The following is a 22,454-nucleotide window of genomic DNA, read 5'->3' as shown; positions in this document are numbered from 1 at the left end:
TCGGCACATGCCGCCCCCTAGGGCCGCGCGACCATCGCGATCACCCGCACGACCGACCTGCTCTATCTGGCGACCCCCGCCGCCGTCGAGATCAACGGCGCGAAGGTCGCAAGCCTCGGCCGCGGCGAGAGCTACCAGGGTCAGCTCCCTCCGGGCCCGGTCGCCATCACCGTGTCGACCTGGTCGTCACCGGGGTCGTCGAGCATTCGTTTCACCGCCGTGCCCGGCAAGACCCACCGGATGATCGTGGGTCCGCGCGGGAATAATTTCGCGGCCAGCATGGTGGGCGGCCTCATCGGCGCCGCCATCGAAGGCGGCGGCGCGTTCGAGATCGTGCCGGCGAAGTGACGCCGGATGCTGAGCGCGCAACGGTGAAAAGCTACGCGGTTGCGCCCTGGGCCTTGGGCCGGCGCAGGTGCTCGTCGAGCCGCGGCATGATCTCGACGAAATTGCAGGGCCGCGTGCGGTAGTCGAGCTGAGCGGCGAGGATGCCGTCCCAGCCGTCGCGGCAGGCGCCGGGTGAGCCCGGCAGGCAGAAGATGTAGGTCGCACCGGCAACGCCCGCAGTCGCGCGGCTCTGGATCGTCGACGTCCCGATCTTGGCATGGCTCAGCAGGTGGAAGGCGATCGAGAAGCCGTCCATGCGCTTCTCGAACAACGGCTCGATCGCCTCCGGCGTGACGTCACGGCCGGTGAAGCCGGTGCCGCCGGTCGTGATGACGACGTCGACGCCGGGATCGGCGATCCACGCCTTCACCACGGCGCGGATCTTCTCGACATCGTCGGTGACGATGTCGCGCGCGGCGAGCTTGTGGCCGGCCGCGGTCAGGCGATCGCTCAAGGTGTTGCCGGACTTGTCGTCGGCAAGCGAGCGCGTGTCGGACACCGTCAACACGGCGATGTTGAGGGGAACGAAGCTCTTGGTCTCGTCGATCGCCATCGTGACTCCGCCTCCCTAGAGCTGCGCGTTCGCGGCGAACGTATTGCAGGCCTGCACCGAGCCCTGCTGGTAGCCGATCATGAACCAGCGCTTGCGCTGCGCGGCCGAGCCGTGGGTGAACGAATCCGGCACCACCCGGCCCGTGGCCTTGCGCTGCAGGGTGTCGTCGCCGATGGCCGAGGCCGTGGTCAGCGCAGCGTCGATGTCACCATCCTCGAGGAAGCCCGGCCGCTTCTTGGCCTCGCGATTGACCCAGACGCCGGACAGGCAGTCGGCCTGCAGCTCCACCTTGACCTGAAGCGCGTTGGCTTCGGCCTTGCTGCCGACCTGCTGCTGCATCCGCGTCACGCGCGGCAGGATGCCGAGCAGGTTCTGGACGTGATGCCCCGCCTCGTGCGCGATGATGTAGGCCGCGGTGAACTTGCAGGCGCTGCCCGAGCAGCCGCGGAAGCGCGTCTCGACCTCACGGAAGAAGCTCGTGTCGAGGAAGATCTGCCGATCCGGCGGACAGTAGAACGGGCCCATCGCCGACTGCGCCATGCCGCAGCGGCCGCCATTGGTGCTGTTGCGAAACAGCACGATCTTGGGGCCGGAGTAGTTCTGCCCCGACGCCTGGAAGATCTCGGTCCAGCGATCGTCGATCTCGCCGAGGACGCCGGCGATCATGTCGCCCATCTCGTCCTTCGGCGCACCGGTCTTGCCGGCGGAGCGCCGTTCGGTCTGGTAGCTCGGCGCGCTGCCGTGGCCCAGCATCTCGGCGCCGCCGATCAGGATGCGCGGGTCGATGCCGAAGGCGTAGCCGATCAGGCCGAGCACGATGATGGTGCCGATGCCGAGACCGCCGCCGCCGATCGGCAGACCCATACCACCGCCCATCCCGCCGCCTTCGTCGCGACGGTCGTCGATGTCGTCGCTGCGACGGAAATCATCGTAACGCATGGCGGCCTTTCCTCACGATTCTTGCGCGGCTCTGCGCGAAATGCCTAACGCGGCAAACAGGTAAAATTTCCACTGTGTTAATCAATAACCCGGCCGGCAAATTTTGCCTAGCGTGGCGCGAAAAAACCGCGGGCCTTGCCGCACCCCGGAGACCATCGCACGCGCGCAGAAAAACGAAAAAACCATTCGCCGGCGTCACGTTGCGCAGACAGCGCCGCGCGTCGATGCAGGCCTCTTCATCTCCGGTGCGCGTGATGAACATGCTTGCTGAGATGCGAAAAATTTTCCGGGTTAAGTCCATTTTTACTTTGCCACGTCATTGTGTGGGCAGTCGGTTGTTAGGTCCCGCGTCGCCGACAGCGTCGCCTGAGTCAGAGTTCTTGAGTCATGGTTGAGTCGCGTCGCGGGGCGTCTGCAAGGGCGCCCCGCACTAAATTTCAGTCTCTTGAAGAGCAACGAATCATCGTCGGCGACTGCGTCGCCGAGATGTCGAAACTGCCAGGCGCATCCGTCGACCTGGTGTTTGCAGATCCCCCCTACAATCTGCAGCTCAAGGGTGAGCTCAAACGTCCCGACGAATCGCAGGTCGATGCGGTCGACGACGATTGGGACAAGTTCTCCTCGTTCGCCGCCTATGACGACTTCACGCGTGCCTGGCTGCTCGCCGCGCGCCGCGTGATGAAGCCGAGCGCGACGATCTGGGTGATCGGCTCCTATCACAACATCTTCCGCGTCGGCGCCATCATGCAGGATCTCGGCTTCTGGATCCTCAACGACATCGTGTGGCGCAAGTCGAACCCGATGCCGAACTTCCGCGGCCGCAGGTTCACCAACGCGCACGAGACCATGATCTGGGCCGCGCGCGACGAGAAGGCGAAGGGCTATACGTTCAACTACGAAGCGCTGAAGGCGTCCAACGAGGACGTGCAGGCGCGCTCGGACTGGCTGATCCCGCTCTGCACCGGCGAGGAGCGGCTGAAGGATGGCGGCGGCAAGAAGATCCATCCGACGCAGAAGCCGGAAGGCCTGCTGGCGCGTGTGCTGCTGTCATCGTCGAAGCAGGGCGATCTGGTGATCGATCCGTTCAACGGCACCGGCACGACGGGAGCCGTGGCAAAACGCCTCGGCCGCCGCTACATCGGCTTCGAGCGCGACAAGGTTTATGCGGAAGCGGCAGAACGACGCATCGCGGCGGTCGAGCCTCTCCCCGCGGAGACGCTCGCGCCGTTCATGACGGCGCGCGAGGCACCGCGCGTCGCCTTCTCCGAGTTGATCGAGCGCGGCATGATTGCGCCGGGCGCCAAGCTCGTCGATTCCAAGCGCCGCTACGGCGCGCTGGTGCGCGCCGATGGCGCCATCATGCTCGGTGACAAGGTCGGCTCGATCCATCGGATCGGCGCCGTCGCCCAGGGGCTGCCGGCCTGCAACGGCTGGACCTTCTGGCATGTGGAGACGAAGGGCGGCCTCAGGCTGATCGACGAGTTGCGCGCCGAGATCCGCTCCGAGATGACGGCCGCCTGACGCTCACGACGTCCGGCGTCCCTGCCCCGAATAGCGCGCCAGGAGGTCTTCGACCTCGTACTGATCGTCATAGCGCACGTCGTCGCGCGGCACGACCGAGACCTGCGCCGTCCGCTGCGGCTCGCGCCGCGCTGCCGCACCAGGATGGAAGCCGTCCACCGGCGGCAGATGCATGCGATCCAGCTCAGGCTCGGCCGGCCAACGGGACACGCGCCGCGCAGCGACCGGCTCGAGACGGAGCTGCCGTTTGGCACGGGCGCGGGCCAGCAGCACGCTGGTGGAGAATCCTGCAACTGCGACCGCACCGAGGAAGGCGAACAGCCGTGTCCGCGCCGCGTCGTCGACCATGCCGCCGACCGACACCATCGGCGCAGGGTCGACAGCCGCCTGCGACGTGGCGACGGGATCGGTCGGCGCAGCATCGCTCGTGGCTGCAGCGAGCTTATAGGACGACGACGGACGCGGCGCCGGCTGCGCCTGCGGCGTCGCGGACGAATCGGGCCAACGCGTCGCAACAGCGGAATCGCTCGCCGCAGCTTCGCTCGCCTCCGTTGCGGGTGCCGGGCTCACCGGCGCAGGCGCCATCGCCGTCGGAGGCGCGGCAGCCGACGCAGCAGCAGCCGGAAACGCGGCGACGGGTGGAAACAGCGCCGACGATCGCGCCGCCGCGCTCGGGATCGCTGCTGCGCTCGGGATCGCCGCAGCGCTCGGGACAGACGACGTCGGCTTCATCTCGTCGGCGACCTGGGCCGACGACGACTGAAATTCCGCGCGCGCATCGGCCGCGGACGACGACAGTGCCGCGCGATCCCGATGCGATGCCAATTTTCGCGTGACGAGCGACGCGCCCTGCGCAGCGCGATCATCGTCGCGCAGATACCAGCACTGCTTCTTGGTCGCACGATCGATGCGATAGAACCAATGCTTCCCCGCCGGCGTCGCTGCAGGCTTTGCAAGGCATTCGTCAGCAGCCGATGCCGGTTTAAACTCGATTGTCACCGCAGCCGCTCCCGCCAGCACAGCGACAGCAACACACGGCAACAAACTCGTCGTTCGATTCGTCATCAGACCTCCGACGATTCAACGCGCCCCCAATGCGCCGTTTCGACGATCACTTCGTTCGGAATAAGGCTGCGATGGTTCCATTTGTCGAAACAATGTTAGAACAGCGGTGTCCTTTGGATGCGTTCTAATTTTTTCGGGCTGTTTTGTCGCAGCAACAGCGGGAATAGACGCAGATCTCGCCCGCTGGTGACGCAGGGTCTCGCTCCCGAGGACACGCGGATGTGAGCGCGGATGCACATGAAGTTCTGCATGCCAATCACCTCAGTCGGCGCGCAGGCGCGACGAGCTGTCGCAAACACGATCAGTTGGCACGCGCGTCTTCAACCTGTGTCCTACACCACATCGAAACTCCACGCCGAGGTTGACGTCACGCCCCGCGCGACGCGACTGCCGGATCCGTTCGAACAGCGCGACGGACACGCGCTGTAACGGACTCACGTCGCCATCTTCGCCAGCGCCTTCTCGACCAGCTCGCGCGTGTACGGCTTCTGAATCACGGGCGCGTCGGTTAGTTCGGCGGGAATCGGCGCCCGCTCGCCGTAGCCGGTGGCAAACATGAAGGGGACGCCGAGCTCCTTCAATCTGTGCCCCACCGGCAGACTGCTCTCCGCACCCAAATTGATGTCGAGCAGCGCAAAGCTCGGGACGGCCCGCTCGATCGCCTTCAGCGCCTGATTGACGGACGCCGCCGTGTCGACGTGACGCGCACCCAGCTCGAGCAGGATCACTTCAGCGCCCATCGCAATGATCAGATTGTCCTCGACGATCAGCGCGGCGCCGGAAAGCCGCGGCGCCCGCTCGTCCTCGGGCGAGAGACGGGATGGCGCTCCGGTCATCGTGGGCACGACCTGCACGAAATTGGCGGGGATGACGAAGCGCGCCTGCACGCCGAGCAGATCGAAACGGATCTCGGCGTCGCCCTTGAGATCGAACGGCACCGAACGCTCGATGATCGTGGTGCCGAAGCCGCGACGCGACGGCGGCTGCACCGGCGGCCCACCGCTTTCCTTCCAGTCGATGACGAGGCTCGATCCCGGATCGAGCCGCCACAGCACCTGAACCTGGCCGGTCGAGTCGGCGAGCGCGCCGTATTTCGCCGAGTTGGTCATCATCTCGTGCACGACGAGCGCCAACGTCGCGAACGCCTTTGGGTCGAGCGCGACGTCGGGCCCCTCCATCCGCACGCGCCCTGCGCGCGAGCCGAGATAGGCCCCCGCCTCGGACTCGAGCAGGTGACGCAGCGCGACGGGCGCCCAGTTCAGATTGGTGATCTGGTCGTGCGCACGCGCCAGCGCCTGAATCCGGCCGCCGAGCACGGCGGCGAATTCCTCCATCGAGGTCGCCGTGTCCTTGCTCTGCGCGACGAGGCCACGCACGAGGCTCAGGATGTTGCGGACCCGGTGATTGAGCTCGGCGATCATCAGCTCCTGCCGCTCTTGCGCGCCGCGCCGCTCGCGCGCGGCAAGCTCGGACAATTGCAGGATGACCTCGAGCAGCGTGACGCGCAGGCTTTCGGCGATGCGCAGATCCGCCGTCGTCCACGGCTGCGACTGGCCAGCCACGGTCTGCTGCCAGAGCTCGAAGCTCTTGCGCGGCGTCAGCCGTGCGCCCAGCGGCCCTTCCGAATACATCTTGTTGGGATCGCCGGCCCAATTGACCGAGCGCAGCACCTCGCGGCGGAAGAAGATCAGGCAGTCGCGCGGCGCGCGCGAGATCGGGATCGCGAGAAAGCCGGCAGCCCGATCGCGAAACGCCTCGCCGGCGGCATAGACCTTGGCGATCTCGGCACTGGCGCAGATGCGCCCCGGCGAGGTGCGGTTGATGAAGCCGATCAGATCCTGCACCTCCGCCTCGGTCGGCGTCTCGCCATCCAGCGTGGTCTCGTCGTCGGACCAGACGGCGATGCCGTCGCATGCGATCATCTGGCGGTAGTCGGCGACGAATTCGAGGATCGCTCGCTTGCTGTGGGCCTGCGCGGCGGCGCGCTCGATCAGCCGCTCCTGGATCTGATGCGCGCGCGTCTCATAGGCAATGTCGGTCTCGCGCTCGCGCGCCTCCAGCAGCCAGGAATACATCTGGCCGAACAGCTCGGCAGCGGTCCGCTTCTCGAACGACAAATGGCGCGGCGAATAATGGTGGCAGGCGAACAGCCCCCACAGCTTGCCGTCGCGCAGGATCGAGACCGACATCGAGGCGCCGACGCCCATGTTGCGGAGATACTCGATATGAACGGGCGACACTGCGCGCAGCACGCTCATCGACAGATCGAGCAGACCGGCATTGTGCGCCGGCGTCGACAGCAGCGGCGACGGCGCGGCATTGATGTCGGCGATGATGCGCAGCCAGTTGCGCTGATAGAGCTGCCGCGCCTGCCGCGGAATGTCCGAGGCGGGATAATGCAATCCCAGGAAGGGCTCCAGGCCGGAGCCCGCGGTTTCCGCAATCACCTCCCCCGATCCGTCCGGATGGAAGCGGTAGACCATCACGCGATCGAAACCCGTCAACAGCTTGAGCTGACGTGCAGCCTCCTGGGCGAGGTCCATCATGCCGGTCGTCTTGCGGATGCGACCGAGCATCAGCCGCACCAGCTCGCCGGAGTTCACGCCCGGCTCGATCAGGCTCGGCTCGGCCTCGACGACGAGATATGCTCCCGAGAAGTGAATGGCGAGATCGAACAGCCGGCCATGGCCCTGCAGGTCGACGCCGAACACGCGCTCGACCGCGTCGGGTCCGCTCAGATAGTCGACGCGCGTGCGGATGGCCGTCACGGCCGCCGCGGAGAGCACGGCGGCGAGCGGCCGCTGCAACAGCCCGCCGAGGTCGCCGCCCAGGTAATCCGGCGCATTCTCCGAGGCCATGCAGACCGTGAAGTCCGACACCAGCACCAGCAGGAAGCCGAACGGCTGCACGCGGCCGGGAACGTGGATCGGCTCGCGATCGCAATTGGTGAGATTGACCGGCTCGTTCATACGGCTGCCATCGCCTTCGCAAACATCGCGAACGCTTCGCGCGCACTCGCGATCATCCTTTCTTCATCATCCGGTTGGGTGCGTTCTCTTGCGAGCTGCGCCAGGAAGCTGCGCCACAGCCCGAGGCCCGTGCCGTGGCGCAGATAGCGCGTCGCGCGCCTGACACGTGGATCCGCCGAGGCGGTGACGACACGCAACAGATAGGCCGCCCCCAGACGCGATCCCTCCAGAACATAGAGCGTGCCGAACAGTGCCGGCCGGTCCAGGGTCCGCATCGGCAGGCCCATCGCGACAATCGTGCCGTCGAGGTCGGCGAGATCGGCGCGGATCGCCTCGGTCCGACGCCGCTCGGCCCAATCGTCGATGACCAAGGCCACCCCTGCGTTATCGAGCGCCTCCTCGAGCGGCAGCAACGCAGCCGCGCTGGCGCAAAGGAAGCGGCGATAATGCGCCGTCGTGGTGAGATCGAGCTGGCTGAGGCGCTCGTCGAGCGCGTGATGGTCGGCGGCGGTGGTGACTTTAAGCCTGCCGCGAATTCCCCCCGTGCCGACAGCGCAAAGCGGATCGTCTGAAATGGCAGCCAGCGACATTGAGGGGCCCAAAAAAGGAGATCGGCCGCAGGCGCGCCACGGTCTCAAGCAACGTCGCCCGGCGGATGTGGTTCCCGGGCCGGAGCACTCTTTTTGCTGCGCCGAGACCCGGCCCCTGACCTCTCAACCGAGCAGCGAGTTCCCGCCGCTCGGCGCAGGTGGCCTGCCTCTCCTCACTTGTCCTCACTTGTCCTCACTTGTCCTCACTTGTCCTCGCTTATCCGCACCCGCGCCCGACGGCAGACGGCGGGCCGAGCGCAGCCTCGATCAGGAGCGTGTCGCAATATTCGATCCATTCCGTGATGCGGCCGTTCTCCAGGCGGAGCACGTTGCAATAGCTGTTGTCATAGGCGCGCCCATCGACGGTGGTGTTGCGTCCCCGAGCCTGCACGACGACGTGATCGCCTTCCGCGATCAGCCGTTGCGGAATCGTCGTGATGCGGCCGAGCCGCGCCCGGAGCGGCGCGAACAGCTCGGCCAGAACGGCCTCCTTGCCGTCATAGCTTCGCGACCAGGATCCGCTACCCATGATGACGAAGCGGAAATCATCTGCGAGATGGGCCATCAGCGGCTGAGGGTTGCTGTTGGCCAGGGCGTCGAACACGTCCTGGACGATCTGCTTGTTGTGGTGGACCCGTGAGGGGCCGGTCATGGCAAGCTCTTCCTGACCGTGTGGGGCGCTCTGCCTGAGCGCAGCCGGAAACGGCCCGAGCACCGCCTCGGTCAGCGTCGAGTCGCAATACTCCCTGATCTCGACGATGCGGCCCTCGTGCAGCCGATAGATCAGGCAGTAGTCGTTGTTGTAGGGTTGGCCGGCCCTGGTGCGCATCTCGCCCTTGGCTTCGACGACGACCACGTCGTCATCCGCAATGAAGCGCAGCGGAATGGTGCGGCGTCCTTCCGCGAGCAGGCTGGCGAGATGGCCATGGAGATTGCGCAGCAGCGCCTGCTTGCCGCGGATCGTCTGCGACCAGGAATATTGCCCCGTGATCACCATCGTGACGTCGTCGGCAATCGCCGCGACATAGGCCGCACGGTCACCGGTTGCGGCCTTTGCGAGCAGCTCTTGCATCAATCGTTTGTTGGTGCTGGCGGTCATAGCATCTCTCTCCCGATGTCCTGTCGAACGGGAGAAAGCATGAAGGAGAGCGCACCATTCTTCCAATCGATATCGAATATGATATAAATTCGTCTCATGAATTTGGCCGCGCTCGATCTCAATTTGCTGGTGGCGCTCGACGCGCTGCTCCGCGAGAGCAGCGTCAGCCGGGCTGCGATGCGGATCGGCCTGTCGCAGCCGGCGACCAGCCATGCCTTGCAGCGGCTGCGCGACTTGCTCGGCGATCCCCTGCTGGTACGAACCGGGGCCCGCATGGAATTGACACCGCGTGCGCTTGCTCTCCGGGCGCCGCTGACGCAGGCGCTCGATCAGGTGCGGGGCCTGTTCACGCCGGATGCCTTCGACGCCATCAGCAGCGAGCGCCAGTTCCGGCTGATGATGCCCGACCTCGCAGTCGAGTTGCTGATGCCGGCCCTGATGGCCAAGGTGACCCGCGCAGCGCCGAGCGTCCGCATCGACGTGGTGCCGTGGCGGGGGCCTGCGATCTTCCATGCCGAATTCGCCCGCACCATCGACATGGTGATCTCGATCGGCAACGCCTTCAAAGGCTTTCATCGCCAGCTGCTCTACACCGACAGCGACGCGCTCGCGGTGCGCCGCGGCCACCCGGCCGGCCGGCAGCTCAGCCGGCGCGAGGCGTTTCTGGCCGCAAGGCATGTCGCGGTCGTGCTGCGCGGCCAAGGCGAAGACCTGATCGACGGCTGGCTGCGCAGCAAGGGCTGGGAGCGGCGGATCGCGCTGGTCGTGCCGAGCTATATCGAGGCGCTGCATGTCGCCGCGCGCACGGACCTCGTCGCTTTCGTGCCGCGCCGGCTGATCACCGCGCTGGCGCGGCCCCTGGCGCTTGCGACCGTCGCGCCGCCGCTCGATCCCGGGATCGACGAGCAGTACATGTTCTACCCGACGCGGGCGCAGCTCGAGCCCGGCTCGATCTGGCTGCGCAGCCTGATGCTGGACACCGGCCGCGGCCTCGGCGGCGCGCCGGCGCCGAGGCCGAGCACCAAGTGAGCGCGCGCGCCCGCCGCCGCTGATCGTCAGGCCGCCAGTTCGGCCAACGCCTGCTTGACGGCTGTCCGCTCCGACATCCGCTTGAAGTGATCGGCCACCTTGGGAAAGGCATTGATGTCGACGCCGTCGCCCTCGAGCCATTGCGCGATCGTGAAAAGATAGGGATCGCAGATCGTGTACTGCTCGCCCATCACCCACGGACCGCGCAGCATCTTCTGCTCGATCAGCGCAAAGCAGGCACCCATCGTCTCCGGCACCTTCTTCTTCATGTCGGCGAAAGAGGACTCTTCGTTGGCCCAGCGATAGCCGCGCATCTTGTGCGCATGGGCGATGTGGACGGTCGAGCAGAGATAGGACGTGAACGACTGCACCTCGGCGAAGGCAAAGAGATCGTCGAGCGGGGCCAGTTGCGCGTCCGGGAAGCGCTGCGCGATGTAGGCGAGCATTGCGGGCGTCTCGGTCAGGATGCCCTGCTCCGTCACCAGCGCCGGCACCCGCCCCTTGGGGTTGATCGCGAGATACTCCGGGCTGTTCTGCTGGTTGGTCTTGAAGCTGAGCTTCTCGACCGCGTAGGGAGCACCGGTCTCCGCCAGCGCGATGTGGGAGGCGAGCGCGCAGGTGCCCGGCGCAACATAGAGCTTGAGCATGATGATCCCCGACAAGATGAGCCGCGAACCTAGCGGCAGCGGCATCGGCCGTCCATCCCGTCGCCCGGGGAACACATCTGCGCGGCCAGCATGCGCGCTGGCCGTCGCCGGAAGGAAGGTCGGTCATCCCCCGGTCAGAGCGGCGCCACGTCCATCGTGGGCACCGCCGGCGGGAAATAGCGGAAGCCGCCGCCGGTCCTTGAAGAATGTGATGCGGTCCTTGACCGGCGTGAGATTGCGCACCGCCTGCTCGCAGGAGAAACATTGGTTCTGCCGACTACGACGAACACGCCAGACATGACCTCACCGTCCTCGCGGCGCAAAGCGCCCGAGTTGTTGCCGAACAGGAACCCTCACGACAAAGAGGGCGCAGGGAATGCCGGGTGCTGGCCGCAACCCATGGCCCGCCTGCAGAAAGAAAAGCAGGCGGCAGTCACCACAGGTCCAGCCGGAACATCCGGCATTCCCTGCGCGATGGGCTTCCGTCTTATACGTGATCTCCCCGGGGACCGGCTGTCTTGCCCCCGTCACCGGCGGATCATCACCGCCAGCTTGGCATCAGCACCGGGATGCCAGGACCACACGATTTCGACGTCCGCGAAAGACCCCGCACCCGCTTTACGCCGGCAAGCCGACGCAGCGCTGCACGAGACCGGTCGACGTCGCTCGTCCTCACGACGCCGTCGCAGCCACCGCATCCCGCCCCGCGTGTCGTGACGACGCGTACGCCCCTCCTGCCGGGACGGAACGGGGCGGATAAGACACCTGATTTGGGGGTGGAGTCAAGGAGAATTCTGAAAAACGGAATACATCTGCAGATCGAAGTCATCCCGTCATGACCGCGGACCGACGAAGAATATGATGCGGGCGCGCGACGTTCGTGCCACGCTTGGCTTCCGGCCTCAGGACGACAGCATCATGGAATTCGAGGACAACTGGGCCTATCCCTGGCCGACCATCATGTATGATCCGGTTCTGAAGATCATCCTCCAGCCAAGTCACGGGCGGGAGCCGGAGCCGCACGATACGTCTTTTTCCGCATGCTATGATCCGGGCATGATCCCCGGGTACTATTCCCGGCCCAAGACCACTGAAGAGCGTGAGCGGGACTTGCGGTATGAAAGCTCGGCGAGGTTCGCCGACAATCCGATTCCGGTCCAATCGCCGTCAGCTCGAAACATCTTCGACGGCTCTCCTCGGACGTTTGTTGCCCAAGCCGGGCTGCGGGGTGACACGCTCCGCCTCAAATTCATGAAACAGTATCAGTCCGCAGTGAAGACCCGCGGCGAGCTGTATTGGGCCAATGGGTATCTGGAGGGGATCGCGAAGTCGAACGTTCCGATCATTTCGGCGCGTCCGCGAGAATTCCTGATCCATGTTTTGAAGAGCAACATCCGTCTTCCGGACTTGCCGGAGGACGCCGATTTCCCGCGCGACTCTTGTCCCTATCTTCGCCGCATCGAGTTGTGCGTGTCGCCGGCGATCATGACGAAAATCCTCAAGCTCGATCCGGATGACCATGTTCAGGTCGAGCCCGATTGGTACTGCCTTGCGTCGCGAGAGTTGAACCGGTGACCGAGGAGAAGAGATGCGGCCCGTTGATCGGGCATCAGGCGGGTCGTCTGGCCGCACACTAGCGAAGTCGACTGGAGGCTTGGTCATGCCGTGGACGACGATCTGGCCCTCGAGTCACTCAAGAGGAATCTCAGAATGGTGTGGGCATTGATCGAGCCAAATAGTTTCGGCGACTTCTTCCCGAACGGCGACTATGTCGGGTGGGAGGAAGGAACCCAGCGATATTTCTGGGAGACCATGGCCGCTGCGCAAAGGCCGGCATTCCGCAACTCGCATATCGTCTACAGGTGCGAATTGTCCCGCAAGTTCACCGAAGACCTTGGACCGATCGCGCCGCATGAGCGCCCATCGGAGTTCAGGATGAGGGAAGCGCGCAAGTCGCTCGGCTCGCTCATTATCTTGACCAATCGCCTGCTCGCCGTCGATGCGACGTTGAAGGAGATCATCGAGGCGCTGGAACCGGGCGTGCACCAGTTCTGGCCACTGTGGATCACGCTGCCGAAAGGCCAGGACTTCGCCGGTCAGCATCACGGCATGATCATCGGTCGATTCCTCGATAGCTTTCTGCCGGAGCAAAGCGATGTCGGTCAGGCAACGGGGGCGGAAGGAGAGGTCTTCGATCTCTACCATGCGAAGGGTCCAACGAAAAAGGACTGCAGCAATCTGACGGTTTCGAACAGTGCTGCCGCCGGAGCCCATCTCTGGCGCGAACGCCGATTGAGCCGCCCCAACCTTCTCTTCTCCGACGGCTTGCAGGCAGAGATTGCCCGACGCGGCTTGCGTATTCCCAAGCACCACCAGCTGAAGGCAGTTTGATCCTGAGTCGTCGCAGGCGGGCAAAGCGGCCGCCAACGGCGGCAGCGTGCCCATCGTCTCGCGGCGGACTCGCGGTCGCAATGGTCGGCAAGGCGTGGGAGAAATCCCCCCGTTGGAAGCTCCTGGTCGCGCCTTTGCCCACCCTCCAGACGACCAGCCATTTGAGCGCTGTCACAGTTGACACCGGGCTCGCGCGGATTTTGGACTGGCGTCCCGCTCCTTGTCGCGCTATCAAACACTTGCTGCGCTGATGCGCACCGTAAGCGTCTCACGTCAGGCAACGCATTCAACGGATCGGCTCGATCCGGAGGAATGCAGGACGCGTTGCCCGTGATCGACCGATCGAATTCCGGAACTGCAATCATGAAACCATCTGCTGAACGGCGCGCGCGCAGAAAGCTGCCGGCGCGCTATGCGGCCGTCGTTATGCCGCTGACACTCTCGGTGCTGATGACGTTCGTCGTGTCCGCGATCGCCACGCTGAAGAGTCTTGGACCGACGCAGGCGTTCATCGAGACCTGGCCCGCAGCCTGGGCCATCTCCTGGCTCGTCGCGTTCCCCACCCTGCTCGCCGTCCTGCCGCTGGTGCGGCGGATCGTGGCGCTCGTGGTGGAGGCGCCCAGGCCGCACTAAGCGAATGCGGCAGGGCGGCTGACATGCGGCCCCGCGTCCCGCCCTCCGCTGTCGTCCCGGACAAGCCGCGACGCGCGACAGCGCGTCGTGGCGCCGATCCGGGACCCATACGCCGTGGCCGTCGTGATGGGCAAAAGGCCAATGACGGCGTGCCTCAAACTGCTCTTTGTGGGTATGGGTCCCGGCTCAAGGCCGGGACGACGACAGAGTATGTTGACGGAGTTGCCGCAGCGATCATTGAACTCGTTTGTCGTGGGCCGTGACTCCGAGACCAGCAATGCGTATGAATGTGCCCTCTCCCCTTGTGGGAGAGGGCATCTCAGGCAGATCAGCAAGTTCAGACGGGTGAGGGGTATCTCTCCACGAGCGTCGCAGGTCGAGAGAGACCCCTCACCCAAGCGAGCTTGCAGCACTTCCGACATGCCCTCTCCCACAAGGGGAGAGGGCGCTGCAACTAACAGCGCGCTGAGGACCTCGATCGATCGTGGGCAAAGCGGCCGACGAAGCCGCGGCGTGCCCGCCGTCTTGAGGCAGAGGTGGTGAGCACCGCGCGGGTGACATCTTGCTGAACTCATTGGCAGCGTGGCGCGCCTTTGCCCACCCTACGGACTACAAACTACACGCTCGGCGCGCCCTCACTCCCCCAGCCCGTGCGCGACGACCTTGCGCATCACGTTGGGCAGTGCCTCGCCATCGAGCGTCGCGATCGGCACCCAGCGCATGCCCTCAGGCGCGCGTGTCCGCGCCGGGACCTGGGCGGTGTAGACGACGAGCTCCAGCGGGAAGTGCGTGAACACGTGGGTGACGACGCCGAGCTTGCGGTGCCAGCGTTTCACGCCAGCCAGCTCCGGAGCCTGAGCCAGCGCATCCGCATCATCCTGGCCGGCGAGCCAGTCCGAGACAGGCACCTCGGTCATGCCGCCGAGCAGGCCTTTTGCGGGGCGCGAGCGGACCAGCAGCTCGTCACCCCTGACGACGACGAAGGCGGCGCCGCGGCGCAGCGTGCCGGTCTTCTTGGCGGCCTTGCGCGGGAACGTCTCCTGGTCGCCGTGCTGGCGCGCCGCGCAATCCTCGTTCAGCGGGCACAGCGAGCACGCCGGCTTCTTCGGCGTGCAGATGGTGGCGCCGAGATCCATCAGCGCCTGGGCGCTGTCGCCGGCGCGAGCAGGCCCGAGCAGGGTCGCCGCGAGCGCCTGGATCTGCGGCTTGGCCTGCGGCAGCGCCTCCTCGATCCGAAACAGCCGGCTCGTCACGCGCTCGATGTTGCCGTCGACCGGCATGGTCCGGCGATCGAATGCGATCGCGGCGATGGCAGCGGCCGTGTACGGGCCGATGCCGGGCAGCGCGCGCAGCCCCTCCTCGGTGTCCGGGAACACGCCGCCATGCTCGCGCAGCACGGTGACGGCGCAGGCATGCAGGTTGCGCGCCCGCGAGTAATAGCCGAGGCCGGCCCACATCCTGAGCACGTCGTCGAGCTCAGCGCTACCGAGGGCGGAGACATCCGGCCAGCGCGCCAAAAACTTCTCGAAATACGGCCCGACCGCCTTCACCGTGGTCTGCTGCAGCATGATCTCCGACAGCCAGACCCGATACGGATCGGAGCGCTGCCCGGCCGGCGCCCGCCACGGCAGCCGCCGGCGGTGGCGATCGTACCAGGCGAGCAGTTGCGCCGGGCGCTCGGCGGCTGGATCAATCCGCTGTTGGTTCTTGCGCTTGGACGGAAGGGCTGATGACACCATTGGCTTAATCTAGTACGTCAGGAGCCATCGTCGCCCGCGGAACAGCGATCTCGTCCACGGCTTTCTTCGAGCGGACTGACGACCGCCACGAGACCCTCGTTCATCATGGCAAAGCCCGGCCGCCTCACCGCAAAGCCCCTGTCGCTGATGATGGGCGACGTGCTGACGGCCGCCTATGCCAAGCAGGGCTTTGCCGCGCGCGAGCTCGTGACGCGCTGGCCGGAGATCGCCGGCCGCGACATCGCCGAGCATGCCCAGCCGCTGAAGATGCAATGGCCGCGGCCGGTCGAGGGCCAGCCGCAGGAGCCGGCCACGCTGATTTTGCGCGTCGAGGGGCCGATGGCGCTGGAGATCCAGCATTCGTCGGACGTGATCCTGGAGCGGGTCAACCGCTTCTTCGGCTGGCATGCGGTCGGCAAGCTGGCCTTGCGCCAGGGCCCGCTGACGCGGCCGCCGGTCAAGCGCCGCCCGGCCCCGCCCGATCCGAAGACGGTCGCCAAGGTGGCCTCGACCCTGACCGCGATCGAGGACGACGCGCTGCGCGACGCGCTGGCCCGGCTGGGCGCGGCCATCAAGCGAAATTGACGCTTTCGCGTCGATCCCCTTTTGCGGCCCGGCATTGCCTCTGACAGGGTTTCAAGCTAGCGAAAAGCCACGTTACGAGCGTTTCAGGCGCCGCAGGCGCCCATTTTGGAGCAGAGCCTTGATCATCACCCGCCGCGCCTTCACCGCTGCCCTGTCGCTGACCGGCCTCGCCGCGCTGGCCGGCTTCTCGCCGCTGCGGCTGATCTCGGACGCGATGGCGCAGAGCGCCGCCGACGTGGCCAAGCCGCAGTCGCTGCCCGACATGGGCATCGGCCCGGCCGACGCCGCCGTGACCATCGTCGAATACGCCTCGATGACCTGCCCGCATTGCGCGGCATTCAACGCCACCGTGTTCCCGAAGCTGAAGACCGAATACATCGATACCGGCAAGGTGCGCTACATCTTCCGCGAGTTCCCGCTCGACATCAAAGCCGCTGCCGGCTCGATGCTGACGCGCTGCATCGCCAACGGCGATGCGCAGAAATATTTCGCGGTCACCGACATGCTGTTCCGCTCGCAGAACGACTGGGTGATGAAGAACACCACGGAGACGCTGACGCGGATCGGCAAGCAGGCCGGGCTCAGCCAACAGCAGGTCGAGGCCTGCCTGAAGGACCAGGCGCTGCTCGACAAGATCGCCGCCGACCAGAAATATGCCAGCGACACTCTCAAAGTGGATTCGACGCCGACCTTCTTCATCAATGGCGAGAAGATCAAGGGCGAATCCTCGTTCGAGGAGTTTCAGAAGCGGATCAACCCGCTCCTCAAGAGCTGATGAGACTCACTGAGTCCTGCGAGACACAGTGCGGCCCCTTCGTGGGGCCGCTTCTGTTTCGGAGGCTGATTGCCCCGAGAAAGCCTTGGAAAAGCAGGGCGAGCGGGTTGCCCTGAGGACCGCCCGTCGCCATTGTCCCGGCCTCAGAATGGGGCGCAACGGCGACTCAAGTTACTTTGACTTTGCCATCCATGGTATTGTCGGGGCTGGGAGATTCGTCTCCCGCCAACAGAGAATCTGTGCATGAAACTCACGCGTCTTCGTCTTCACGGTTTCAAGACGTTCGTCGAACCGACTGACTTCGTGATCGAACCCGGCCTCACCGGCGTCGTCGGTCCGAACGGTTGCGGCAAGTCGAATCTGGTCGAGGCGCTGCGCTGGGCGATGGGCGAGACCTCGCACAAATCGCTGCGCGCCGCCGACATGGACGCGGTGATCTTCTCCGGCTCGAACACGCGTCCGTCGCGCAACCACGCCGAAGTGGTGATGACGATCGACAACAGCGATCGCACCGCGCCGGCCGCCGTGAACGACCGCGACATTCTCGAAATCTCGCGCCGCATCGAGCGCGAGGCCGGCTCGGTCTATCGCATCAACGGCCGCGACGTGCGCGCCCGGGACGTGCAGATCCTGTTCGCCGACGCGGCCACCGGCGCGCGCTCGCCCGCGCTCGTCCACCAGGGCAAGATCGGCGAGATCATTCAGGCCAAGCCCGAGCAGCGCCGCCGCGTGCTGGAAGACGCCGCCGGCGTCGCCGGCCTGCATGCACGCCGCCACGAGGCCGAGCTGCGGCTGAAGGCGGCCGAAACGAATCTGCTGCGCGTCGAGGACGTCATCGGCCAGCTCTCCGGCCAGATGGAAGGCCTGCGCAAGCAGGCGCGGCAGGCGATCCGCTATCGCGAGGTCGCGGCCAAGGTGCGCAAGGCGGAAGCCACGCTCTATCATCTGCGCTGGATGGGCGCGCATGCCGACCTCAACGACGCCGCGCATACGCACGACGTCGCCGTGCGCGAGATGGCCGAGCGCACCCGTGAGCAGGCCGAATCGGCCCGCATCCAGGCGATCCGCTCGTCGCATCTGCCGGCGCTGCGCGAGGCCGAGGCCCGCGCGGCTGCGACGATGCAGCGGCTGAAGAATGCCCGCGACCTGCTCGACCGCGAAGAGGTGCGCGCCAAGGAGCGCGCCGGCGAGCTCGACCGCCGCCTGATGCAGCTCACCGCCGACGTCGCGCGCGAGCAGCAGCAGAACCAGGACGCGCAGGTCGCGCTGCAACGTCTTGAAACTGAAGACGCGGAGCTGAAGGAAGAGATCAAGGCGCGCGTCGAGATGCGCAGCGGCGTCGACGAGCGCGTCGCCGAGGCCGAGGCTGAGCTGACCGAGACCGAGCGCCAGTTCACCGAGCTGACCACGCAGCTCGCCGACCTCACCGCGCGCCGCAACCAGCTCGAGGCCAACGTCCGCAGCCATCGCGACCGTCTCGCCCGGCTCGACCAGGACATCGCCAATGTCCGCGCCGACGAAGAGCGGCTGGCGCAGGAGACCGCGCATCTCGGCGATCTCGATACGCTCGCCGCCGCGCTCGAAGCCGCCGAGGAAGCCGAGGCGCAGGCCGAAGCAGCCGTGCAGACCAACGAGGCCGCACAGGCCTCCGCACGGCAGAAGCTCGAAGCCTCGCGCGCTCCGCTGGCCGAAGCCGAGAAGCGCGCGCAGCGGCTGGAGACCGAGGCGCGCACCATCTCCAAGATGGTGAACAGCGAGACCAAGAATCTGTGGCCGCCGATCATCGACGGCGTCACCGTCGCGAAGGGCTATGAGAAGGCGCTCGGCGCCGTGCTCGGCGACGATCTCGATGCGCCGGTCGATGCCTCCGCGCCGATGCACTGGACCGTCGCCGGCGCCGAGGTCACCGACCCCGCGCTGCCCGACGGTGTCGAGCCGCTCGCGGCCTATGTGCAGGCGCCGCCGGAGCTGTCGCGCCGTCTCGCCCAGATCGGCGTGGTGTCGCGCGACCGCGGCGCGCAGCTGGTGTCGCAGCTGCGCACCGGCCAGCGGCTGGTGTCGCCGGAAGGCGACGTCTGGCGCTGGGACGGCTTCATCGCCGCCGCGCATGCGCCGACCGGCGCCGCGAGGCGTCTGGCCGAGCGCGCCCGCCTGATCGACATCGAGGCCGAGCTGGAGCAGGCGCGCATCGATGCGACGAACAAGCGCCAGGCGCTGGAGAGTGCCGAGGCCGAGGTGAAGGCCGCGACCGCAGCCGAGAGCGCCGCGCGCGAAGCCTGGCGCGCCGCGCAGCGCGAGGTCAATTCGGCGCGCGAGCGCCACGCCAATGCCGAGCGCGAGATCAACCGCCACTCCGCACGCAAGTCCGCGCTGGTCGAGGCGTCCACGCGTCTGGCCCATGACCGCGCCGAGATCGCCGAGCTGCACGAGAATGCGCTGGAAGCGATCGAGGGGCTGCCGGCGACCACGGAGGCCGACGGCCGTCTGGCGGCCGTGCGCGCCGAGATCGAGACCAAGCGCCGTGCCGCCGCCCAGGTCCGTGCCGAGGCGCAGGCGCTGGCGCGCGAGGCCGAGCTCGCCGATCGCCGTGTCCAGGCGATCATCAACGAGCGCAACGACTGGTTCAACCGCATCCGCGGCGCCGGCTCGCAGATCGCCACCATCGAGGCGCGCATCGCCGAGGTCAGGGACGAGCGCGCCGAGCTCGACAATGCGCCGGAGATCTTCGCCGAGAAGCGCAGCGCGCTGATCGACGAGCTCGCGATCGCCGAGGAGGAGCGTCAGGTCGCGGCCGACGCGCTGGCCGAAGCCGAGACCGCGATGGGCGACACCGACCGCGCCGCCAAGGCCTCGCTCGAAGCGCTGTCGAAGTCGCGCGAGGCCGCGGCTCGCGCCGAGGAGCGGCTGGAGAGCGCCAAGCGCCGCGTCGCCGACGTCGAGCGCGAGATCCACGACATGCTCGAATGCGAGCCGAATGCGGTCGCCGCGATGGCCGAGATCGGCCCAGACACCCAGCTGCCGCCGCTGCACGAGATCGAGGACAGCCTGGAAAAGCTGCGCCGCGACCGCGAGCGGCTCGGCGCCGTCAATCTGCGCGCAGAAGAAGAGCTCACCGAGGTCGAGGGCTCGCACACCGCGCTGACCACCGAGCGCGACGACCTCGTCGAAGCCATCAAGCGGCTGCGCCAGGGCATCCAGAGCCTCAACAAGGAGGCGCGCGAGCGCCTGCAGTCCTCGTTCGAGACCGTCAACGACCACTTCAAGCGCCTGTTCACCGAGCTGTTCGGCGGCGGCGAAGCCGCATTGCACCTGATCGAGAGCGACGATCCGCTCGAGGCCGGCCTCGAGATCATCGCCAAGCCGCCGGGCAAGAAGCCGCAGACCTTGTCGCTCTTATCGGGCGGCGAGCAGGCGCTGACGGCGATGGCGCTGATCTTCGCGGTGTTCCTCACCAACCCCTCGCCGATCTGCGTGCTGGACGAGGTCGACGCGCCGCTCGACGACCACAACGTCGAACGCTTCTGCAACCTGCTGCATGAGATGAAGGGCTCGACCGAGACCCGCTTCATCATCATCACCCACAACCCGATCACCATGGCGCGCATGAACCGGCTGTTCGGCGTCACCATGGCCGAGCGCGGCGTGTCGCAGCTGGTTTCGGTCGCGCTCGACGAGGCCGTCAAGATCCTCGACCAGCAGGTGGCGTGATCTTGCTTCGTCATTCCGGACCGCCGCTCGCGCGGCGCCCGGGGTGACGCATGGAGAGGACGATGATCTCTCCCGATCTGCCCGCTGCGCTGAAGGCGAGCCTGGAAGCCAGGCTGCACGGCCTGTCGCGGCAGGATGCAGCAGCCCGCGCCACGCGCATCTCCGACACCTACCGCAGCGGCGGCAATTCCGGAGCGATCACGACCGAAGCCGACGCGATCGCCTATGCCACCGTGCGGATGCCGGCGACTTATGCTGCGGTGGCTGCGAGCCTCAATGCCTTGATGCAGGCCAGCCCGGACTTCGCTCCATCCTCGCTGCTCGATGTCGGCGCAGGGCCGGGCACAGCCAGCTTCGCGGCCGCCGAAGCGTTCTCCTCGCTGACATCGTTCAACGCCATCGATGCGAATCATGCCTTGCGCACCGTGGCGCTCTCGTTGGCAGCGGATGGGCTGCACAGCCGCGATCTGACCTACGCGCTGGGCGGTGCACGCGCCCTGCTCGATCGTGCCGAGCGCGCTGGCCTCGTGATCGCGAGCTACATGATCAATGAGCTGAGCGACGCGGAGCGTAGGTCCGTCGTCGACCTGCTGTGGGAAAAGACAGACCAAACGCTGCTCATCGTCGAGCCCGGTACGCCCGCCGGCTATCAGCGCATCATCGCGGCCCGTGACCAGTTGATCGCAAAACGCGCTCATGTCGCCGCTCCCTGCCCGCATGCAGCGGCGTGTCCGCTGATCGCACCGGACTGGTGCCACTTCGTCCAGCGGCTGGCGCGCTCGCGGGCGCATCGTGAGTTGAAGGGCGCGGACGTTCCGTTCGAGGACGAGAAGTTCAGCTTCATCGCGTTGACACGCCACCCTGTCTCGCAACGACCCACCGGCCGCGTCCTTGCAGCCCCCGTGGTCACCAAGGTCGGGGCAACGGCGAAGCTCTGCCGGGCGGACGGGTCAGCGGCCGTCGTCAGCATTCCTCGCCGCGACAAGCCCGCGTTCGCCGCGGCCCGGCGCTGGGATTGGGGCGACGGCGTGGAGCTGCCGCCACTTCCATAGTACCCACGCGGCCCAGCATGGTTAACATCAGGTCGAACTTGTCTCTCATTTTCTCGATTTCGCGAAACCCGAGAAAAACCCGCGTTTGCTACGGTGAGCTGCAACGGGCGCTGAAGGCGCTGCTCACAAGGGAACGCGTTTCGATGTTCAGGACGATGACGATCGCTGCAATGCTGCTGGCCTCGGCAGGGACCGCCTTTGCCGGAGGACATGGCGGAGGTCACGGATCCGAGCCGCCGCCTGCCCCCAAGCAGGAAGCCGGCCCGGCACCGGCCAAGGCCGTGATCGGCAAGAACGGCCCGATCCTCACCGACCTCAAGGGCATGACGCTGTATTACACCGAGCGCGACAATACCGGGAACAAGTCGACCTGCGACGGCGACTGCGCCCAGAAGCGCCCGCCGCTGCCCGCCCCCGACAACGCGGTTGCGACCGGCGACTTCACCGTCATCACGCGCAGCGACGGCAAGAAGATGTGGGCCTATCGCTACCGCCCGCTCTACACCTCGCAGCTCGACAGCGCTCCCGGCGACATCAAGGGCAACGATCCCGACCAGAAGTGGAAGGTCGCCCGCCCGTATTGAGGGCTCCAGACCGCACGGCCTGACGCACCCACGCCCTTCCGGTCGCCAGTCGAACCCAGCGCTTCTGCCGATCCGGCTTGAACGGGCACCCATCCTGCGGCGACCAATGCACGCCGGTCCCATGAGGGATCCGGCGGCGTCGCCATGCGTTGGCCGCCCTACCCTCCTGCCCTTTCCTCGGAGCCTGT

General features: G+C 66.4%; 18 protein-coding genes and 2 pseudogenes. 11 read left to right on the top strand and 9 right to left on the bottom strand.

Going from position 1 to position 22,454, the window contains the following annotated elements; genetic code table 11:
• Nucleotides 1-171 precede the first annotated feature (171 nt).
• Nucleotides 172-348 (top strand): hypothetical protein, encoded by a 177-nt coding sequence (locus HL666_RS34065; RefSeq protein WP_246739135.1) that lies wholly within the window; start codon nt 172-174, stop codon nt 346-348.
• Between the two features lie 31 nt (nt 349-379).
• On the opposite strand, the gene moaB is transcribed toward HL666_RS34065, so the two are convergent.
• Nucleotides 380-940 (bottom strand): molybdenum cofactor biosynthesis protein B, encoded by a 561-nt coding sequence (moaB, locus tag HL666_RS03395; protein ID WP_172133396.1) that lies wholly within the window; start codon nt 938-940, stop codon nt 380-382.
• A 15-nt stretch (nt 941-955) separates the two neighbouring features.
• Entirely contained in the window at nt 956-1,879 is a 924-nt protein-coding gene (gene ypfJ / locus HL666_RS03390; protein ID WP_172110816.1) for a KPN_02809 family neutral zinc metallopeptidase, read from the bottom strand.
• A gap of 387 nt (nt 1,880-2,266) precedes the next feature.
• On the opposite strand from ypfJ, the gene HL666_RS03385 reads away from it, so the two are divergent.
• Nucleotides 2,267-3,400, top strand: coding sequence for a site-specific DNA-methyltransferase (locus tag HL666_RS03385; protein WP_283814756.1), 1,134 nt, complete (start codon nt 2,267-2,269; stop codon nt 3,398-3,400).
• A gap of 3 nt (nt 3,401-3,403) precedes the next feature.
• Here the strand turns inward: HL666_RS03385 and HL666_RS03380 are convergent, their stop codons facing one another.
• From HL666_RS03380 to HL666_RS03360, 5 genes and pseudogenes are all read right to left on the bottom strand, one after another.
• Nucleotides 3,404-4,465 carry a hypothetical protein gene (locus HL666_RS03380; RefSeq protein WP_172179878.1) on the bottom strand — a complete coding sequence of 354 codons (1,062 nt, stop codon included), beginning with the start codon at nt 4,463-4,465 and terminating at the stop codon, nt 3,404-3,406.
• A gap of 434 nt (nt 4,466-4,899) precedes the next feature.
• Nucleotides 4,900-7,434, bottom strand: a complete 2,535-nt coding sequence (locus tag HL666_RS03375) for an HWE histidine kinase domain-containing protein (protein WP_172110819.1) — start codon at nt 7,432-7,434, stop codon at nt 4,900-4,902.
• On the bottom strand, nt 7,431-8,024 hold the full coding sequence (locus HL666_RS03370) for a biliverdin-producing heme oxygenase (RefSeq protein ID WP_172110820.1): 594 nt from the start codon (nt 8,022-8,024) through the stop codon (nt 7,431-7,433). Before HL666_RS03370 ends, HL666_RS03375 begins: the two co-directional genes overlap by 4 nt.
• 217 nt (nt 8,025-8,241) lie before the next feature.
• Nucleotides 8,242-8,631 (bottom strand): annotated as a pseudogene (locus HL666_RS03365) (nuclear transport factor 2 family protein); the annotation flags it as partial.
• 75 nt (nt 8,632-8,706) lie between these two features.
• Nucleotides 8,707-9,123: pseudogene (locus tag HL666_RS03360) on the bottom strand (nuclear transport factor 2 family protein); the annotation flags it as partial.
• Nucleotides 9,124-9,219: 96 nt separating this feature from the next.
• Here HL666_RS03360 and HL666_RS03355 point away from each other — a divergent pair.
• The gene (locus HL666_RS03355) at nt 9,220-10,152 is read left to right on the top strand and encodes a LysR family transcriptional regulator (protein ID WP_172179876.1); all 933 of its coding nucleotides are present in this window, start codon (nt 9,220-9,222) and stop codon (nt 10,150-10,152) included.
• 26 nt (nt 10,153-10,178) lie between these two features.
• Here HL666_RS03355 and HL666_RS03350 read toward each other — a convergent pair whose 3' ends face one another.
• Nucleotides 10,179-10,799, bottom strand: a complete 621-nt coding sequence (locus tag HL666_RS03350) for a glutathione S-transferase family protein (protein ID WP_172179875.1) — start codon at nt 10,797-10,799, stop codon at nt 10,179-10,181.
• 861 nt (nt 10,800-11,660) lie between these two features.
• On the opposite strand from HL666_RS03350, the gene HL666_RS03345 reads away from it, so the two are divergent.
• The 3 genes from HL666_RS03345 (at nt 11,661) to HL666_RS03335 (ending at nt 13,823) form a co-directional block, all read left to right on the top strand.
• Entirely contained in the window at nt 11,661-12,374 is a 714-nt protein-coding gene (locus HL666_RS03345) for a hypothetical protein (RefSeq protein WP_210261699.1), read from the top strand.
• Between the two features lie 90 nt (nt 12,375-12,464).
• A complete protein-coding gene (locus tag HL666_RS03340; RefSeq protein WP_172179871.1) occupies nt 12,465-13,190 on the top strand; it encodes an imm11 family protein in 726 nt (241 codons plus the stop codon).
• A 363-nt stretch (nt 13,191-13,553) separates the two neighbouring features.
• On the top strand, nt 13,554-13,823 hold the full coding sequence (locus HL666_RS03335) for a DUF2798 domain-containing protein (RefSeq protein WP_172111275.1): 270 nt from the start codon (nt 13,554-13,556) through the stop codon (nt 13,821-13,823).
• Nucleotides 13,824-14,458: 635 nt separating this feature from the next.
• Here HL666_RS03335 and mutY read toward each other — a convergent pair.
• Nucleotides 14,459-15,562 carry an A/G-specific adenine glycosylase gene (gene mutY, locus HL666_RS03330; protein ID WP_172179869.1) on the bottom strand — a complete coding sequence of 368 codons (1,104 nt, stop codon included), beginning with the start codon at nt 15,560-15,562 and terminating at the stop codon, nt 14,459-14,461.
• 105 nt (nt 15,563-15,667) lie between these two features.
• On the opposite strand from mutY, the gene HL666_RS03325 reads away from it, so the two are divergent.
• From HL666_RS03325 to HL666_RS03305, 5 genes are all read left to right on the top strand, one after another.
• Nucleotides 15,668-16,147 (top strand): DUF721 domain-containing protein, encoded by a 480-nt coding sequence (locus HL666_RS03325; RefSeq protein ID WP_172179867.1) that lies wholly within the window; start codon nt 15,668-15,670, stop codon nt 16,145-16,147.
• Between the two features lie 118 nt (nt 16,148-16,265).
• Nucleotides 16,266-16,922, top strand: a complete 657-nt coding sequence (locus tag HL666_RS03320) for a DsbA family protein (RefSeq protein WP_172110827.1) — start codon at nt 16,266-16,268, stop codon at nt 16,920-16,922.
• A gap of 243 nt (nt 16,923-17,165) precedes the next feature.
• Nucleotides 17,166-20,630, top strand: coding sequence for a chromosome segregation protein SMC (smc, locus tag HL666_RS03315; RefSeq protein ID WP_172179865.1), 3,465 nt, complete (start codon nt 17,166-17,168; stop codon nt 20,628-20,630).
• Between the two features lie 62 nt (nt 20,631-20,692).
• Entirely contained in the window at nt 20,693-21,682 is a 990-nt protein-coding gene (locus HL666_RS03310) for a small ribosomal subunit Rsm22 family protein (protein WP_172179863.1), read from the top strand.
• Nucleotides 21,683-21,825: 143 nt separating this feature from the next.
• Nucleotides 21,826-22,266: a COG4315 family predicted lipoprotein gene (locus HL666_RS03305; protein WP_172110830.1), complete on the top strand. Its 441-nt coding sequence runs from the start codon at nt 21,826-21,828 to the stop codon at nt 22,264-22,266.
• The last annotated feature ends 188 nt before the right edge of the window (nt 22,267-22,454 follow it).

Source organism: Bradyrhizobium aeschynomenes, assembly GCF_013178945.1.
Lineage (GTDB): Bacteria > Pseudomonadota > Alphaproteobacteria > Rhizobiales > Xanthobacteraceae > Bradyrhizobium > Bradyrhizobium aeschynomenes.
Note: the sequence above shows the minus strand (reverse complement) of the source record. Positions and strands in the feature narration are given on the sequence as shown.

What these genes read in the sequence shown, in the direction of transcription:
- HL666_RS03335 (WP_172111275.1), top strand. Translation starts at nt 13,554, where the DNA reads ATGAAACCATCTGCTGAACGGCGCGCGCGCAGAAAGCTGCCGGCGCGC.
- HL666_RS03350 (WP_172179875.1), bottom strand. Translation starts at nt 10,799, where the DNA reads ATGCTCAAGCTCTATGTTGCGCCGGGCACCTGCGCGCTCGCCTCCCAC.
- HL666_RS03370 (WP_172110820.1), bottom strand. Translation starts at nt 8,024, where the DNA reads ATGTCGCTGGCTGCCATTTCAGACGATCCGCTTTGCGCTGTCGGCACG.
- HL666_RS03325 (WP_172179867.1), top strand. Translation starts at nt 15,668, where the DNA reads ATGGCAAAGCCCGGCCGCCTCACCGCAAAGCCCCTGTCGCTGATGATG.
- ypfJ (WP_172110816.1), bottom strand. Translation starts at nt 1,879, where the DNA reads ATGCGTTACGATGATTTCCGTCGCAGCGACGACATCGACGACCGTCGC.
- HL666_RS03375 (WP_172110819.1), bottom strand. Translation starts at nt 7,434, where the DNA reads ATGAACGAGCCGGTCAATCTCACCAATTGCGATCGCGAGCCGATCCAC.
- moaB (WP_172133396.1), bottom strand. Translation starts at nt 940, where the DNA reads ATGGCGATCGACGAGACCAAGAGCTTCGTTCCCCTCAACATCGCCGTG.
- HL666_RS03380 (WP_172179878.1), bottom strand. Translation starts at nt 4,465, where the DNA reads ATGACGAATCGAACGACGAGTTTGTTGCCGTGTGTTGCTGTCGCTGTG.
- smc (WP_172179865.1), top strand. Translation starts at nt 17,166, where the DNA reads ATGAAACTCACGCGTCTTCGTCTTCACGGTTTCAAGACGTTCGTCGAA.
- HL666_RS03385 (WP_283814756.1), top strand. Translation starts at nt 2,267, where the DNA reads ATGGTTGAGTCGCGTCGCGGGGCGTCTGCAAGGGCGCCCCGCACTAAA.
- mutY (WP_172179869.1), bottom strand. Translation starts at nt 15,562, where the DNA reads ATGGTGTCATCAGCCCTTCCGTCCAAGCGCAAGAACCAACAGCGGATT.
- HL666_RS03305 (WP_172110830.1), top strand. Translation starts at nt 21,826, where the DNA reads ATGTTCAGGACGATGACGATCGCTGCAATGCTGCTGGCCTCGGCAGGG.
- HL666_RS03355 (WP_172179876.1), top strand. Translation starts at nt 9,220, where the DNA reads ATGAATTTGGCCGCGCTCGATCTCAATTTGCTGGTGGCGCTCGACGCG.
- HL666_RS03345 (WP_210261699.1), top strand. Translation starts at nt 11,661, where the DNA reads ATGCGGGCGCGCGACGTTCGTGCCACGCTTGGCTTCCGGCCTCAGGAC.
- HL666_RS03310 (WP_172179863.1), top strand. Translation starts at nt 20,693, where the DNA reads ATGATCTCTCCCGATCTGCCCGCTGCGCTGAAGGCGAGCCTGGAAGCC.